Origin of the sequence: Cohnella caldifontis (assembly GCF_029360585.1) — a bacterium.
Classification (GTDB): domain Bacteria; phylum Bacillota; class Bacilli; order Paenibacillales; family Paenibacillaceae; genus Cohnella; species Cohnella caldifontis.
In genome coordinates this window covers 72,588-87,499 of sequence record NZ_JAQZSJ010000005.1, presented here as the reverse complement: position 1 = coordinate 87,499, position 14,912 = coordinate 72,588, and the positions used below count along the sequence as shown (strand labels likewise).

13 protein-coding genes and 1 riboswitch are annotated in these 14,912 nt (G+C 60.7%); of the genes, 4 read left to right on the top strand and 9 right to left on the bottom strand.

The genetic code is table 11. The features are described 5' to 3' along the window. Positions 1-15: 15 nt before the first annotated feature. Positions 16-1,248 (bottom strand): multidrug effflux MFS transporter, encoded by a 1,233-nt coding sequence (locus tag PTZ19_RS09950; protein WP_276354106.1) that lies wholly within the window; start codon positions 1,246-1,248, stop codon positions 16-18. Between the two features lie 168 nt (positions 1,249-1,416). Between PTZ19_RS09950 and PTZ19_RS09945 the strand changes: the two genes are divergently transcribed. After that, positions 1,417-3,276 (top strand): stalk domain-containing protein, encoded by a 1,860-nt coding sequence (locus PTZ19_RS09945; protein ID WP_276354105.1) that lies wholly within the window; start codon positions 1,417-1,419, stop codon positions 3,274-3,276. Positions 3,277-3,605: 329 nt separating this feature from the next. Here the strand turns inward: PTZ19_RS09945 and sdhB are convergent, their stop codons facing one another. The 3 genes from sdhB to PTZ19_RS09930 are packed head-to-tail and all read right to left on the bottom strand — an operon-like array spanning position 3,606 to position 6,815. Further along, positions 3,606-4,370, bottom strand: coding sequence for a succinate dehydrogenase iron-sulfur subunit (gene sdhB / locus PTZ19_RS09940; protein ID WP_276354104.1), 765 nt, complete (start codon positions 4,368-4,370; stop codon positions 3,606-3,608). Between the two features lie 3 nt (positions 4,371-4,373). After that, positions 4,374-6,131: a succinate dehydrogenase flavoprotein subunit gene (gene sdhA / locus PTZ19_RS09935; protein WP_276354103.1), complete on the bottom strand. Its 1,758-nt coding sequence runs from the start codon at positions 6,129-6,131 to the stop codon at positions 4,374-4,376. A 15-nt stretch (positions 6,132-6,146) separates the two neighbouring features. After that, complete coding sequence (locus PTZ19_RS09930) at positions 6,147-6,815, bottom strand: succinate dehydrogenase cytochrome b558 subunit (protein WP_276354102.1); 669 nt, start codon at positions 6,813-6,815, stop codon at positions 6,147-6,149. 179 nt (positions 6,816-6,994) lie between these two features. Here PTZ19_RS09930 and PTZ19_RS09925 point away from each other — a divergent pair, with 179 nt between their 5' ends. Together PTZ19_RS09925 and PTZ19_RS09920 are read left to right on the top strand one after the other, a co-directional pair. Further along, entirely contained in the window at positions 6,995-7,915 is a 921-nt protein-coding gene (locus tag PTZ19_RS09925) for a LysR family transcriptional regulator (protein ID WP_276354101.1), read from the top strand. A gap of 68 nt (positions 7,916-7,983) precedes the next feature. Then, positions 7,984-8,144, top strand: a riboswitch (cyclic di-AMP (ydaO/yuaA leader). Positions 8,145-8,152: 8 nt separating this feature from the next. Next, complete coding sequence (locus PTZ19_RS09920) at positions 8,153-8,794, top strand: 3D domain-containing protein (RefSeq protein WP_276354100.1); 642 nt, start codon at positions 8,153-8,155, stop codon at positions 8,792-8,794. Positions 8,795-8,866: 72 nt separating this feature from the next. On the opposite strand, the gene PTZ19_RS09915 is transcribed toward PTZ19_RS09920, so the two are convergent. Then, positions 8,867-10,333: a polysaccharide deacetylase family protein gene (locus PTZ19_RS09915; RefSeq protein WP_276354099.1), complete on the bottom strand. Its 1,467-nt coding sequence runs from the start codon at positions 10,331-10,333 to the stop codon at positions 8,867-8,869. A gap of 150 nt (positions 10,334-10,483) precedes the next feature. Here PTZ19_RS09915 and PTZ19_RS09910 point away from each other — a divergent pair, with 150 nt between their 5' ends. After that, positions 10,484-11,116, top strand: coding sequence for a hypothetical protein (locus PTZ19_RS09910; RefSeq protein ID WP_276354098.1), 633 nt, complete (start codon positions 10,484-10,486; stop codon positions 11,114-11,116). Here PTZ19_RS09910 and PTZ19_RS09905 read toward each other — a convergent pair. The 4 genes from PTZ19_RS09905 to PTZ19_RS09890 all read right to left on the bottom strand — a co-directional run bounded on the left by PTZ19_RS09905 (position 11,100) and on the right by PTZ19_RS09890 (position 14,890). Then, positions 11,100-12,380 carry an ArsB/NhaD family transporter gene (locus PTZ19_RS09905; protein ID WP_276354097.1) on the bottom strand — a complete coding sequence of 427 codons (1,281 nt, stop codon included), beginning with the start codon at positions 12,378-12,380 and terminating at the stop codon, positions 11,100-11,102. The genes PTZ19_RS09910 and PTZ19_RS09905 overlap by 17 nt on opposite strands. A gap of 113 nt (positions 12,381-12,493) precedes the next feature. Continuing rightward, complete coding sequence (locus tag PTZ19_RS09900; RefSeq protein WP_276354096.1) at positions 12,494-12,784, bottom strand: hypothetical protein; 291 nt, start codon at positions 12,782-12,784, stop codon at positions 12,494-12,496. A 22-nt stretch (positions 12,785-12,806) separates the two neighbouring features. Further along, a complete protein-coding gene (locus tag PTZ19_RS09895) occupies positions 12,807-14,087 on the bottom strand; it encodes an ArsB/NhaD family transporter (RefSeq protein ID WP_276354095.1) in 1,281 nt (426 codons plus the stop codon). A gap of 140 nt (positions 14,088-14,227) precedes the next feature. Beyond that, positions 14,228-14,890: a potassium channel family protein gene (locus PTZ19_RS09890; RefSeq protein ID WP_276354094.1), complete on the bottom strand. Its 663-nt coding sequence runs from the start codon at positions 14,888-14,890 to the stop codon at positions 14,228-14,230. Positions 14,891-14,912 lie beyond the last annotated feature (22 nt).

The following is a 14,912-nucleotide window of genomic DNA, read 5'->3' as shown; positions in this document are numbered from 1 at the left end:
AAGAAAAACCGCGCATTACGCGCGGCTTCCGTTCTTCTTGGCCTTCCGGACGACGAGCAGGCAGCAGAGCGCCGAACACCAAGTCGCCGCCGCCATCACGATGCCCATCGGAACCGCGGTCAGCGTGCCGGCGATTCCGACCAAAGGAGCGACGACTCCGCCGAATACGAAGGAAAGCACGCCGATCAGGGCCGCGGCGCTGCCGGCCGATCGTCCGTAATTCGTCATGGCCAGGGAAAACCCGGTCGTCGTAACCAGCCCGACGCTGGCCACCGTGACGAAAATGCAAGGCAGCAACAGTGCCAGTCCGGCGTTCGCCAAGACGGAGATCAGCAGCACGGTGCCGCCCGTTGCCGCGAGCGTCACGCCGACGACGAACAGCCGGAGTTCTCCGAACCGCTCGGCCGTGCGTCCCGCGAACTGTCCGGCCGCCACGATGCCGACGGCGTTGACCGCGAAAAACAAGCTGTAGGTCTGGGGAGAAGCGCCGTACAAATTTTGCAGGACGAACGGAGATCCGGAAATGTACGCGAACATGGACGCCATGACGAAGCCCTGCGCCAGCGCGAGTCCGATGAACCGTCCGTCCCGCAGCAACGTCCCGAAGTCCGCCGCGGTTTTCCGCAAGCCGCCCCCGTTTCGCCGATCTGCAGGCAACGTCTCCTTCAGCCCTAGCCATACGGACACGAGCATGACGGCTCCGATCGCCGCCAATACGAGAAACACGCCCCGCCAGGACATGAGCTTGAGCAGCTGCCCGCCGACGATGGGCGCCAGGATCGGCGCCGTACCGTTCACCAGCATCAGCGCCGCGGAAAACCGGGTCAGCGCCGACCCGGCGAACAGGTCGCGCGAGACGGCGCGCGCGATCACGATCCCCGCCGCTCCCGACAGCCCTTGCAGGAACCGGAACGCCACCAGCGCCTCGATCGACGGCAGCCATGCGCACAGCAAGGAGGAAATCACATATACGGCCAAGCCGATGAGCAGCGGGCCTCTGCGGCCTTTCTGATCGCTGACCGGACCCGCCAATATTTGGCCGAGCGCCAGGCCGACCAGGCAGGCGGTCAGGCTGAGCTGGACCATCGAACCGGACGTATGCAGTTCTTCTTCGATTCTCGGGAATGCCGGCAGGTACATGTCGATGGATAATGGCCCGAAGGCGGTCAAAGCGCCCAATATGACGATCAGGGCGGTGCCGGTCGTACGGGCGGGTTGCGCGGCTGCGAGGTTGCCGGACTTGTTCATGCGCGGATGTCACCTTTCTTGGATGAAAATGAAAATGAGGCAGGATCATGCTTCCTGACCATTGTACCGGATGAGCGGCCTCTCCGCCATCTTCCCATGCTCCCGTAACTATTCCTTTTTTGGATCGTCTAAACAAGCAGATCCGAGAACCGACAAGGAGGTTGAACCTTGAATCGAAATCCGTTTCTCCGTCCTGCAATATCGGGAGCCGTTGCCTTATTGGCCTTCGAGCTGATCTGCGCCTTGCCCGCCTATGGGGCCATGCCGCCCGGCAGTCCCTGGGATGCCGCCGCGCCGGCCGCTTCCCCCGCATCCGGACCGGCTTCCCGGGCCGGCGTATCCGTCTATTTCGAGGACTACAGCATCGCGCTGCTAGCGGAGCCTGCCATCGTCCATGAAAGGATGATGGTGCCCGGCATCGCCTTGCTCCAAGGTCTCGGGTACGTGACCGAGTGGGATGCCGAATCGCGTACGCTGGCGGCGACGCAAGCCGGCAAGGCATCGTTCGTCTATCGGGCGGACTCGGCCGAAGCCGAAATCGGAGGCGCAACCGTCAGGGACTTGCCCGCCCCGCCGTTCGTAAAGGACGATGCGCTCTGGATTCCGCTTCGGACAACGGTGGAAGCATGCGGCATGACCGTGAATTGGGACCCGGCGAACCGCATGGCCTACGTGAAAGACCCGAACGCGCTGCCCCGCTTTACCGTCACGGCCAAAGCTTCAGGCGGCGGTTCCGCGTCCGTCTCGCCCGCCTTGTCCGCCGAGTTGAAATCACGTCTGGGCGCGGACGCAAGCGTTCGGATGTTCGCGCCCGCGCAATATACGGACCGAGTCCATATCGCCATCGCCGCCGGCGACATGGACGCGCTGATGCTGCTCCCCGGCGACCGGCAGTATCAGGATGACCTGATTGCCTCGATCTCCGTGGATGTAACGGACCTGCTCGACGGATTCCCCCGCCTGAAACAGCTGGCTTTCGATCCCGCGCGCGGCCTTACGGCCGGAGGGCGGATCTACGGGATTCCGCTGCCCCAGGATCCGCATGACGCGCCGTTCCCCGCCGTCCGGCAGGACTGGATGAACAAGCTGGGCTTGGCTCAGCCGAAAACGATGGATGAAGTTTACCAAGTGCTGAAAGCTTTTACCGACCTGGATCCGGACGGCAACGGCAAATCGGATACATACGGCATGACCGGGTTCGTGCCCGCTGACGGCCTGGGTTCGTTCGCCTGGGTGGAACAGGCCTACACTGGCAGCCCGGGGCGGTTCTCGGCGGCAGACGGGCGGGTCGTCGACCATGCGGTGACCGGCGAGGAAACGTCTGCGCTGGAGTGGCTGGCGCGTGCGTACGCGGATGGCGTGATCGATAAAGAGTTTCCGATCATCACGCAGGAGCAAGCCATGGATCGGGTTCGCGAAGGCCGGGCCGGCATGGCTTCCCTCCGGCTGGACGAAGCGGCTTCGTTATCCGAAGGCGCCACGGATTGGACGCCGCTTTCCGGCGTTAAAGCCGACGCGCTCGCGTCGCCGATCGCGCCCTGGAGCAATCAGAATGCGGGCGTCTATATCGTGACGAAAATGGCGAAAATCCCGCCGGAGCGCATTTTGTCGTGGCTCGAACAGGGTGTGAAACAGTTCGCGGACGGCGGCGAGGCGGAACCGAACGGGGTGACCGAGGCGGATCGGCCCGTCCTGCGCAGCCTGTTCGGCACCTCCGACCTGTTGAAGGACGCCGGCAGCCTGCCGAACCTGTCTTCGGCCGAACGGGACGCCTATGCTGCGGCGGTGAAGGAATGGAGGAACGTCTCTTACGCGGACGCGGACGTACCCGGGATCGCCAAGTTGTGGAGCACGGGAAAATACGCCGATCTGAACGCGCAATTGGAACGGTTCAAAATCAAGGTCATTCTCGGCGCGGCTTCGATTGACGATTGGAACCGCCAAGTACAAAAAATGACGGCGTCCGAGGAATACCGCGAGATGATGGATGAGTTGAACGATCTCGTCCAAAACGGCTCCAAGCCGTAATCGCGGAATGCCAAACATATTAACGTTCACGCCTTTTGCGTTTCAGCGGTTTCACGGCTTTTCAAGCTCGGACGACCGGGAGTTATTGCTCAAACGCAATAACTCCGCAACCGCATCGCGATCGTCTGCGGCCGGACCGGGGCGGATCCGTCGACCCTTCATGCCGGCCCCGTGAGCCGCATCCCCTGCGCACGAGCCGCTTCTCCTGCGCATGAGCCGTTCCCCCACGCACGAGCTGCATCCCTCAAGCACGAGCCGCTCCCCCTTCACCGTCCAACGAAAAAACGCCCCTGCCCGGTTCGAATCCGGGACAGGGGCGTTGCCGCGAATCAAGAGGTCAGCCACTTCTTGAACATATGCTTGGTCGTGTCTCGGTTGATCGCCGCGATCGAGGTCGTCAGCGGAATGCCCTTCGGGCAGGACCGCACGCAGTTCTGCGAGTTGCCGCAGCCTTCGATGCCGCCGTCGTCCATCAGGGCCTCAAGACGCTCGTGCGCGTTCATTTCGCCCGTCGGATGGGCGTTGAACAGACGCACCTGCGAGATCGGGGCCGGCCCGATGAACGAGTTGCGGTCGTTCACGTTCGGGCAAGCTTCCAGGCAGACGCCGCACGTCATGCACTTGGACAGCTCGTAAGCCCATTGCCGTTTGGACTCCGCCATCCGCGGGCCCGGTCCGAGGTCGTACGTGCCGTCGATCGGGATCCAGGCTTTGACTTTCTTCAATGCCTGGAACATCCGCTCGCGGTTGATGACGAGGTCGCGCACGACCGGGAACGTCGACATCGGCTCCAGCCGGATCGGCTGTTCCAGCTTGTCGACGAGCGCCGAGCATGCCTGGCGGGGCTTGCCGTTGATCACCATCGAGCAGGCGCCGCACACTTCCTCCAGGCAGTTCGATTCCCAGACGACCGGAGTCGTTTTGGTCCCGTCTGCCTTCACCGGATTGCGCTGGATTTCCATCAGCGCGCTGATGACGTTCATGTTCGGACGATAGGGAATCTCGAACTCCTCCGTGTAAGGAGCGGCTTCCGGACGATCCCGGCGCGTGATGATGAATTTGACCGTGCGTGGTTTGGTTGCCGTATCCGCCATCGTTTAACCCTCCTTCTTCTTGTCGTGGGAGTAGTCGCGAATCCGCGGAGGGATCAGCGAGACGTCCACTTCCTCATAGGAGATTTGCGGGCCGTCCGCCGTCCACTTCGCTTTCGTCGTTTTCAGGAAATTCTCGTCGTCCCGGTCCGGGAAATCCGGCTTGTAGTGCGCGCCGCGGCTTTCGTTCCGCAGCAGGGCGCCCAAAGTCATCGCTTCGGCCAGCTCCAGCATGTTCCACAGCTGGCGGGTGAACGCGACGCCGGCGTTGTTCCAACGGGCCGTGTCGTTGATGTTGATTTTCTGATAGCGCTGCTTGAGTTCTTTGATCTTGTCGATCGTTTGCTGCAGCTTGTCGTTGAAGCGCACGACGGTCATGTTGTTCGTCATCCATTCGCCGAGCTCTTTATGAAGCGAGTAGGCATTCTCGTTGCCGTCCATTTTGAGAATGGATTCGTATTTGTCCGTCTGGCGTTTGGCTTCGCGCTCGAACACGCTCTCGGAGACGTCTTCGGCCGACTTCTTCAGCCCTTTGATATATTCGATCGCTTTCGGTCCCGTGATCATGCCGCCGTAGATGGCGGACAGCAGCGAGTTCGCGCCGAGCCGGTTCGCGCCGTGGTACTGGTATTCGCACTCCCCGCAGGCGAACAGGCCGGGAATGTTGGTCATCTGGTTGTAGTCGACCCACATGCCGCCCATGGAATAGTGGACCGCAGGGAAAATCTTCATCGGGATTTTGCGCGGGTCGTCGCCCATGAACTTCTCGTAGATTTCGATGATGCCGCCCAGCTTGACGTCCAGCTCTTTCGGGTCTTTGTGCGAGAGATCCAGATAGACCATGTTCTCGCCGTTGATGCCGAGCTTCTGATCGACGCAGACGTGGAAAATTTCCCGCGTCGCGATGTCCCGGGGCACCAGGTTGCCGTAGGCCGGATATTTCTCCTCGAGGAAGTACCACGGTTTGCCGTCCTTATACGTCCAAATCCGCCCGCCTTCGCCGCGCGCCGATTCGCTCATGAGACGCAGCTTGTCGTCGCCCGGAATCGCGGTCGGGTGGATCTGGATCATTTCGCCGTTGGCGTAGTAAACGCCCTGCTGGTACACGGCGCTGGCCGCCGTGCCCGTGTTGATGACCGAGTTCGTCGTTTTGCCGAATATGATCCCCGGCCCGCCGGTCGCCAGAATGACCGCGTCCGCCTTGAACGTCTGGATCTCCATGGAACGCAGGTTCTGCGCCGCGATGCCGCGGCAGACGTTGTCGTCGTCGATCACGACCGAGGTGAATTCCCAATGTTCGAACTTCTGGACCAAGCCCGCCACTTCCCAGCGGCGCACTTGCTCGTCCAGGGCGTAAAGCAGCTGCTGTCCGGTCGTCGCGCCCGCGAACGCGGTACGGTGGTGCTTCGTGCCGCCGAACCGGCGGAAGTCCAGCAAGCCTTCCGGCGTCCGGTTGAACATGACGCCCATGCGGTCCATGAGGTGGATGATGCCGGGCGCCGCCTCGCACATCGCCTTGACGGGCGGCTGGTTCGCCAGGAAGTCGCCCCCGTAAACCGTATCGTCGAAGTGCTCCCAAGGGGAGTCGCCTTCGCCTTTCGTATTGACGGCGCCGTTGATGCCGCCTTGCGCGCAAACCGAGTGCGAGCGTTTGACCGGAACGAGCGAGAACAGATCGACCCGCATGCCCGCCTCGGCCGCTTTGACGGTCGCCATGAGGCCGGCGAGACCGCCGCCTACGATGATGATTTTATCTTTTGCCATGGTTGAAAGCCCTCCTTAACCGATCGATGCCGAGCCGGCGGCCGCCGCGGCCGAAGCGAACTCGTCGCCGCTGAACGCCACGAGAGACAGCAGGAACAGCACGGCCACGATGACGAAAATGCCCATGCAAATATTCGAGGACACGCGCTGCGCGCGCGGCCCGATCGTGATGCCCCAGCTGACCAGGAACGCCCACAGCCCGTTGGCGAAATGGAACGAAGCCGCGATGACCCCGATCACGTAGATCACGATATATGCCGGATTCGTAAAGATTTCGTGCATGTGCGCGCCGAGTTCTTCGTACGTGGTGTTGCCGAGCGCCACTTGGATCCGGGTTTCCCAGACGTGCCAAATCACGAAAATGAACGTAATCACGCCCGAAATCCGTTGAAGCGCGAACGCCCAGTTGCGGCCATACTGAAAACGGCCGGTATTGAGGTTCGACTGGTACGCGATATAGAGGCCGTACACGCCGTGGAACAGGATCGGCAGCCAAATGAGGATAAGCTCGAGGAAAAAGACAAGCGGAAGCTGATGCAGGAAATTGACGCTCCGGTTGAAGCCCTCGAGTCCGCCCTCGAACGCGGAATAGTTCGTCAAGGCGTGCTCAATGAAGAACAGCCCCAGCGGGATGACCCCCAGCAGGGAATGCAGCTTGCGGGGTAAGTACGAATTTCCACTCATGTCTACGTTTGTTCTCCTTTCGCGTCGGCGATCGTCGAACGGAGGGAGGTTCGGGTTCCCATTCCGTCACCGTTTTGTCACCGCTATTAAGGTTACCCTATTTTCGCTTATAATGGAACTGCCGATTTTTTATAAATTGTTATAATCAAAATGCATATCGGGAAAGGAAGATTGGCGAAATGTTGGAAGATATGCGTTTGTTCGCCACGGTCGTAGAGCATACTAGCCTCAACAAAGCCGCCGAGCGGCTGAACCTTTCCCAGCCCGCCCTCTCGCGCAGGATTTCCCGGCTCGAAGCCGAACTCGGCACCCAGTTGTTCCGCCGGATCGGAAAACGGCTGGAGCTCACGCCCGCGGGTCAGCTGTCCTACGAGTTCGCGCTGGAACTGCGGCGGATTCACGGGGCTTACCTCCAGAAGCTGAACGCATTCAAATCGGACGAGGCGCAAGTCGTCACGATCGGGGCGAGCCTCACCACCCTGCAGACGACGCTGCCGGACTGGATTACCGCGATGACGGAGAAGCACCCCCATCTCGAGATCAAGGCCGTCACCGGCAAATCGCATGAGATCGCCACGCTGGTGAAGGAACGCAAAGTCGACTTCGGCATCGTCGCTTCCGCGGTGGAAGACGAACCCTCCGTTACCAGTGTACCCTTATTCGACGACCATCTGATGCTCGTCCTTCCGAGAACGCATTTTATATTGGAAGGCACCCAGCTCCAGATGTCCGATCTGAACGGGTTCTCCATGATCCTGTTCGCGCCGGGAACCTGGTACCGCACGCTTACGGACGAGCTGTTCCGCAAGTATGGCGTCAAGCCGGAAGTCCAGATGGAAATCGACTCGTTCGAAGCGATCGTTCGGCTGCTGTCCGCGTGCCGGGCGGGTACGCTGCTGCCGAAATCGTATTTGCGGCCGCAATTGCTCGAGGACAACGACCTGTACGTCGTCCGGGTCCGGGATTTGGAGCAGACGAAACGGACCACGTCGCTCATTTACGGAAGCCCGGAGTGGCTGACGCCTTCGATTCGGTATTTAATCGAGGAAACGACCGCCCATTTCGCCAGAAGGAACCATCTCCCCCAAGAGAAGGTCTGATGCGTGCACGCGCCTCTTGGCAGTAATTGCCGCTAGGACGGGCTGGGGGGCTATGCTATTCTCGGATGGAACCGAAATGGCCAAAACCCAAGCGTTTAGAGGGTGCGGGGGAAAAGATCGAACGCGCGGCTCCCGCCGCGCTCGGGGTGAATCGCATCGGAAGATGCCTAGGGTTGAACTCCCAACCCGAACCCGACAGCTAACCTCGCCGGCCGAACACAAGGAGGAACATCATACTTGTCGACCATCAGTTGGAAAAAGACCGCCAGACGCACCGCCGCCCTCGTCCTCGGAAGCGCTTTGCTGCTTCCCGCCCTGTCCGCCCATGCCGCCGCTCCCTACACGGCGCATGAAGGGGATACGTTCTGGACCTTGTCCAAAAAATTCGGCGTCCCGCTGCAAACGCTGATGGACGCCAACCCGAAAGTGAACCCGCTGAACATCTACGAAGGCCTGAAGCTCACGATTCCTTCGGGCGCCGTCAAGGAAGCATTGTCCGCGCCGGCGGCGAAAGCCGCGGCGGCGACCGTCGTCACGACCGCTTCCGGGGACACGTTGTCCTATTCCAAAGTCCTCGACATCCAGGCGACGGCTTATTCCTCCGCTCCGGAAGAAAACGGATGGGGACCGGTCGACTACTTCGGCAACCCCCTCAAGCTGGGCACGATCGCCGTGGATCCGAAGGTCATCCCGTTCGGAACCAAAGTGTACGTGACCGGCTACGATTTCAGCGGCCTGCCCAAAGGCGGCTTGATCGCCAAAGCGACCGATTCCGGCAGCGCCATCAAGGGCAACCGGATCGATATTTTCGTGCCGGGTTCGCGCTTGTTCGTCTCGACTTTCGGACTCCAGAACGTGAAGGTGTACATTCTGAAATAAGCATGTCGCCGAAAACGGCCCGACCGGGATTCTCCGGCCGGGCCGTTCTGCCGTCGAGCGGGACTTGCCGTCTCATGCGGCGAACATTCTCGGGAATTGGCGGACGATACCGAACGTGAATTCGTCCGCCATGCCCAGCGCCTGGGCCTCGACGGCTTCGTTGGTCGCGACGTTCTCCTTGTACTTCCCTGCCAGCCGGTCGGAGACCTCTATCGTCAGCAGCCTGAGATGCTCGCGGTACATCGCCCTCCATTTCGCTTCGGACCAATACGGATTGATTCGGCCCAATAACCGGGCAATGTCGTCGGCGTTGGCGTACCAGCGCTTATTGGCGTCTTCCGCTTTCGCCTTCTGCCCGTCCTGCAGCGCGGTGACGAGCTCGGCCGCGATCGCGAGATGTTCCCGCACCAGCCCGGCGAATTGATTCGCAAGGGCTGGGCCGTAATACGGACGAAAGGCGGCGCCCAGATCGTCGGCGTTCCTCAGCAGCCGGGCCGTCGTCGGGGCTTCGTCCGGCAGCCGGCCGGCGATGCTGTTCACCGTGAGGCGGGTCCAGTAAATGTGCTGTTCCCACAACGTCCGGAACGTGCGGTTCAGCTCCACTTTCGACGCCGTCCAGACGAACGGAACCGGCCGGAACGTAAAACCGTTTGCGAACGGATAGAAGAAATCGTACATCTCGGGTGGAATCCGCTCCCCGCTTTTTCCGCCGGGATATGCGCCTACGGGCGGTTTCGGTGCATGGCCCGATACTTTCAGGCTCTCCGGCGTGTCCAGCAGCTCCGGCAGCGTGACGGGCTGATAGCCGTGGTTCCGCAGCCAATCGATAATCCGGGGCAGCGCCTGCACGGTGCCCGACAGCTTCTGTCCCTCTCCTCCGCCCGCGTGCAGCAGCACGACCGATCCCGGACGAACCGCCCGGGTCACGTTGCGGAACACTTGATCCGCCGTCAATTGCCGCCAGTCGGAGGAATCGACGTCCCAATTGACCACCGTATACCCTTCCCGCCGGGTCCAATCCAGCTGATCCGGGCGGATTTCCCCGTACGGAGGACGGATCAGCTTGGGCCGGAAACCGGCCAATGGCAATAGGCGCTCCTCGGTTTTGAGAACCTGTTCCTTCATATGGGCCAGCGAAAGCCGGGAAAAGTCCGGATGCGAGAAAGAGTGGTTGCCGATCGCATGTCCTTCCCGGCGGATACGCTTCACGATTTCGGGATGCTTCCGCGCCCGGGTGCCGACGACGAAAAACGTGGCCCGGACGCCCTTGCGTTTCAGCACGTCCAGCACTTTCGGCGTATACCTCGGGTCGGGCACGTCGTCGAACGTCAGCGCCACCTTGGGACTTTGCCTCCCGGCAGAGAGGACGAACGCGCCGTCATACCGCCTTTGCATTTCCGTCCACGACATTTTATGCGGCTTGTCCCGCCCGACCGTCTCCATCTCTCCCGCCGCCTGGACGACGGGCTCCGCCCAGAAGAGAAAGGCGAAAATCCCCATCATCACGCCCGCCGTCCGTTTGAATCCGCGTTGCGCCATTACAACCTTCCTTTCCGATAAAAAAGGGCTGTCTCCTAGCGTTGGCGGAATTTGGAGAATTCATGCAGGCTCATGTCCAGGAACCGGTGGCATGCCGGAATATGCGGGCCGGTTCTGTCCCATAATGGGGACGACGGGAGGTTTTGACGGATGAAGCGAATCCATAAGCCGTTCGGCGTTTCGTCTTTATGCCTGGCAACGCTCTGCCTGGCCGCATTATGCTTGATCCCTATCCAAAGTCCGGCCGCCGCCGAAGGACGCGCCCCAACTCCAAAGGTCTTATGGTCCGGCGCGCTTTCTTCCCCTTCCCCGCATACGCCCGCTTGGATCGGATACCGGTTGTTGGAATCGCGGAAGCGGATGCTCGGCCTGCGCAATCCCAGGGAAGACATGATCGTGGCCGATATTTCGGACTTGCCGGACGGGGGAACGCGGGTCTTCTATCAGCGGTACGTGTTCCGCACCCCGGTATGGGGGGACGGGCTGTCCGTCGAGATCGATCGGCAAGGCGTGATCCGGCGCGTGACGGGCCGAATGCACGCGGATTTGTTGAGCGACCTGTTCCATCGTCCCAAACGGCCGGCGTTGTCGGCGGACCGCGCGGCCGCGGCGGCCGCGCGGTGGCTGGAATCGGAAGGACTCGCGGCCGAGATCGGCGGCGTGACTTCCTTTTATTTGCCCGATCGGCCGGGCATTCCCCTGGTCTACGCGGTGAACGTCGGGGAGAACGGCCGCCTGTTCGTGCACGCGCAGACCGGACGCGTCATCAGAGCAGATATCTGAGGTAGACGTATGCGCTGGCTAACAGCACGGACAATAGCATCAAAGGGAAGCCGATTTTCAGGTACTGGACGAATTTGATCGGATGCCCTTCCTTCGCCGCGAGTCCCGCGGCGATCAAATTCGCGCTCGCGCCGATCAGCGAGCCGTTGCCCCCCAGACATGCCCCGAGCGCCAAGCTCCACCAAAGCGGCTCCAGGTCGGAGACGCCCATGTTGCCCATCTCCTGGATCATCGGAATCATCGTGGCCACGAACGGGATGTTGTCCAGGAACGCGGACGCGATCGCGCTGAGCCACAGGATCAGCATCGAGGAGGCGACCGGATCCCCGCCGGTCATGTCGATGGCCTGAACCGCGAGCCGCGAGATGACGCCCGTCTCCACGAGTCCGGCGACCAGCGCGAACAAGCCGACGAAGAAGAAGATCGTCGTCCATTCCACCTTGGCGAGGGCGTGTTCCATAGAATGCTCTCCGGTCATGAGCAGCAGCAGGAAAGCCCCCGCCAGCGCGACCGTCGCCGACTCCAAGTGCAGCGCCTGGTGAAGGAAAAAGCCGAGTATCGTCATGGCGAGCACCGACAAGCTTTGGACGAGCCGCTTGCGGTCCGTAATGGACTCCTTCTCGTCCATCTCCATGATGCTGCGGATCAGCTCCGGGGTCGTACGGAGCGATTTGCGGTAAATCCGGACGAACAAGGGGATATACGCCAGCATGATCACGGCGGCGATCGGGGCCAGGTTGGCGAGGAACGCCGAGAACGTCAGCTCCTTGACCGCGCTGCCGATCATGATGTTCGGCGGGTCTCCGATCAGCGTAGCCGTCCCTCCGACGTTGGAAGAGATGATTTCGCTGATCAAATAGGGCATCGGCGACACCCTAAGCTGCCGGGTGATGCTGAACGTGACCGGAACCATGAGCAGCACGGTCGTCACGTTGTCGAGGAAAGCGGAACCGACCGCGGTGATCAGGCAGAGCGCGACCAGGATCCGCACCGGATTCCCGCGCGCCTTCTTGGCGGCCCATACCGCCACGTACTTGAATACGCCCGTTTCCGCCGTCACCGTCACGATGATCATCATCCCGGCCAGCAGCCCGATCGTGTTGAAATCGATATGATACAGGGCGTCGTCCTGTTCCACGATGCCCAGCGCGACCATGAGCACGCCCCCGATCATGGCCACGATCGTGCGGTGGATTTTTTCCGAAACGATTAGTGCGTAAGTAGCGAGGAAAATTCCGATGGCGATGAGCGCTTGTTGTTCCATTTTGAAAACGAACCCTCCCATGAATGATTAGATACGTTGTAAAAAAAGCAGAAGGAGCCCTTGGTGACAGGCTCCTCCATGTTCGCGAATCTTATGCGGTTATCGTTCGGCTGTTATTCCTTCCATTCCAGGCTCAGCAGCAGCCGGCGTTTCCACAGTTCCCCGAGGAAATCCGCATAGTGGGCCCTGTTCACGATCGCCTTGATTTCATGGCCGGGATACAAGTAGAACAGGACGTCGGTGATTTCGTCGTTGTCCTCGAAATATTGCCGGATCTGCTTCATCGCTTCCAGATACGGGGAGCCGTCCGGAATCCGGATGAGGAATTCGGCGTCTTCCCCGTTCGCGGATTCCCGGATCTCGATGCGGCCGGGATCGAACCGGTATTGGACGTTCGGAACCATAGACCAACCTCTCCTTCCCTTTCTAGATCAAGTACCGAAGATAGACGTAAACGCTTGAAATGACAATGGACAGCAGCATGAGCGGGAATCCGAGCTTGAGGAACGTCATGAACCGGATCGGGTGCCCTTCCTTGCCCGCCAGTCCCGCGACGATCAGGTTGGCGCTGGCGCCGATGAGCGTTCCGTTTCCGCCCAGGCACGCGCCTAGGGCCAAGCTCCACCAGAGCGGCTCCAGATGGGATACGCCCATTTGCCCCATCTCCTGGATGAGCGGAATCATCGTGGCGACGAACGGAATGTTGTCCACGAACGCGGAAGCGATCGCGCTGAGCCAGAGGATCAGCATGGAGGACGCCGTCACGCCGCCGCCCGTCATGTCCATCGCGCCGGCCGCGAGCTTGGCGATGACCCCGGTCTCCACCAGTCCCGAGATGACCACGAACAAGCCGACGAAGAAGAAGATGGTCGTCCATTCCACGCGATGCAGCGCTTGCTCCATTTTATGCTCGCCTGCCAGCAGCAGCAGGAGGAACGCTCCGGCCAGCGCAACGGTCGCCGACTCGAGATGGAGCAGCTGGTGCAGGAAAAAACCGAGCATCGTAAGGCCGACGACGGAGAGGCACCGGACGAGCAGCGCGCGGTCCTCGATGAGCCCGGCGGTGTCCAGGCCGAGGATGTTTTCCTTCAACTCCGGCTTCGTCCTTAGGTCCTTCCGGAACAGCAGGATGAACAAGGGAATGTAGGCGAGCAGGATGATCAGCACGGCCGGCGCCAAGTTGCCGAGAAACGCGACGAACGTCAGGTCTTTCTGCGCGCTGCCGATCATGATATTGGGAGGATCCCCGATCAAGGTCGCCGTTCCGCCGACGTTGGAAGCGATGATCTGCGTGAATAGGAACGGAAACGGCTTGACTTGCAGTTGCCGCGTGATGCTGAACGTTACGGGGACGATGAGCAGCACGGTCGTCACGTTGTCCAGAAACGCGGAGCAAGCGGCCGTGATCAGGGCGAGCGCGATCAGGATGCGGACGGGTTCGCCTTTCGCCCGCTTGGCGGCCACGACGGCGATATACCGGAACAAGCCGGTTTCCGCCGTGACGTTCACGATGACCATCATGCCGATAAGCAGCCCCAGCGTGTTGAAATCGATATGGCGGACGGCGGTGCTCTGATCGACGATGCCGAATCCGACGACCAGCGCCGCGCCGATCATCGCCGCGATGGTCCGATGGATTTTCTCCGAAATGATAATGGCGTAGATCACGAGAAAAATGGCGATGGCCCAAACCGCCTGCGCTTCCATTCAAGTACCTCCAAGTCCGGTCATGGTTGTTTCCGCATGGGCCCGAAAAAACAAAAAGAGCCCTTGTTGACAGGCTCCACCAATGAATCCGACAATATTCGGTTACTCCGATTATAATTCTCTCATTTGCCGTTGTAAACTCATTTTCCGATGGACTCGTGGAATTGCTCGACCTGCTCGTTCGTTCCGATCACGATCATGACGTCGTTCTCGGCGAGCACGTCCTCCGCGACCGGGGCGATCACCATGCATTGCGGCTTATGGATGGCCACGATGCTGCAGCCGAAACGGCCTCGCGGATTGACCGCGGCGAGGTTTTTGCCCGACCACGCTTTCGGGACGCCTAGTTCCGCGATGGTGTATTTCTTGGACAGTTCGATGTAGTCGAGCAAGTTCGGCGATACGAGCTGATGGGCCACCCGCACGCCCATGTCCCGTTCGGGATAGATGACGCGATCGACGCCGATTTTCTCCAACACCCGGCCGTGCAGCTCGGTGACCGCTTTGGCGACGACTTTTTTGACCCCAAGATCCTTCAAGAGGATGGCGGCCAGAATGCTGGCTTGGATGTCGTCTCCGATCGCGACGACGCCGCAGTCGAAATTGCGGACCCCGACGGAGCGCAGCACTTCCTCGTCTTTCCCGTCCGCCGTGACGGCATGCGTCAGCACGCCGCTCATTTCCTCCACTTTCTCTTCGTCTTGATCGATCCCCAGCACCTCGTACCCCAGCTGGCAGAGTTCGCGTCCCAGGCTGGAACCGAAACGGCCCAAACCGATGATGACGAATTGATTCAGCTTCATCCGTTCGTTCTGCTCCTTCTGA

Bases quoted from the DNA above. Each gene is read 5' to 3' on its own strand.
- PTZ19_RS09950 (WP_276354106.1), bottom strand. From the start codon at position 1,248: ATGAACAAGTCCGGCAACCTCGCAGCCGCGCAACCCGCCCGTACGACC.
- sdhB (WP_276354104.1), bottom strand. From the start codon at position 4,370: ATGGCGGATACGGCAACCAAACCACGCACGGTCAAATTCATCATCACG.
- sdhA (WP_276354103.1), bottom strand. From the start codon at position 6,131: ATGGCAAAAGATAAAATCATCATCGTAGGCGGCGGTCTCGCCGGCCTC.
- PTZ19_RS09930 (WP_276354102.1), bottom strand. From the start codon at position 6,815: ATGAGTGGAAATTCGTACTTACCCCGCAAGCTGCATTCCCTGCTGGGG.
- PTZ19_RS09925 (WP_276354101.1), top strand. From the start codon at position 6,995: ATGTTGGAAGATATGCGTTTGTTCGCCACGGTCGTAGAGCATACTAGC.
- PTZ19_RS09915 (WP_276354099.1), bottom strand. From the start codon at position 10,333: ATGGCGCAACGCGGATTCAAACGGACGGCGGGCGTGATGATGGGGATT.
- PTZ19_RS09910 (WP_276354098.1), top strand. From the start codon at position 10,484: ATGAAGCGAATCCATAAGCCGTTCGGCGTTTCGTCTTTATGCCTGGCA.
- PTZ19_RS09905 (WP_276354097.1), bottom strand. From the start codon at position 12,380: ATGGAACAACAAGCGCTCATCGCCATCGGAATTTTCCTCGCTACTTAC.
- PTZ19_RS09900 (WP_276354096.1), bottom strand. From the start codon at position 12,784: ATGGTTCCGAACGTCCAATACCGGTTCGATCCCGGCCGCATCGAGATC.
- PTZ19_RS09895 (WP_276354095.1), bottom strand. From the start codon at position 14,087: ATGGAAGCGCAGGCGGTTTGGGCCATCGCCATTTTTCTCGTGATCTAC.
- PTZ19_RS09890 (WP_276354094.1), bottom strand. From the start codon at position 14,890: ATGAAGCTGAATCAATTCGTCATCATCGGTTTGGGCCGTTTCGGTTCC.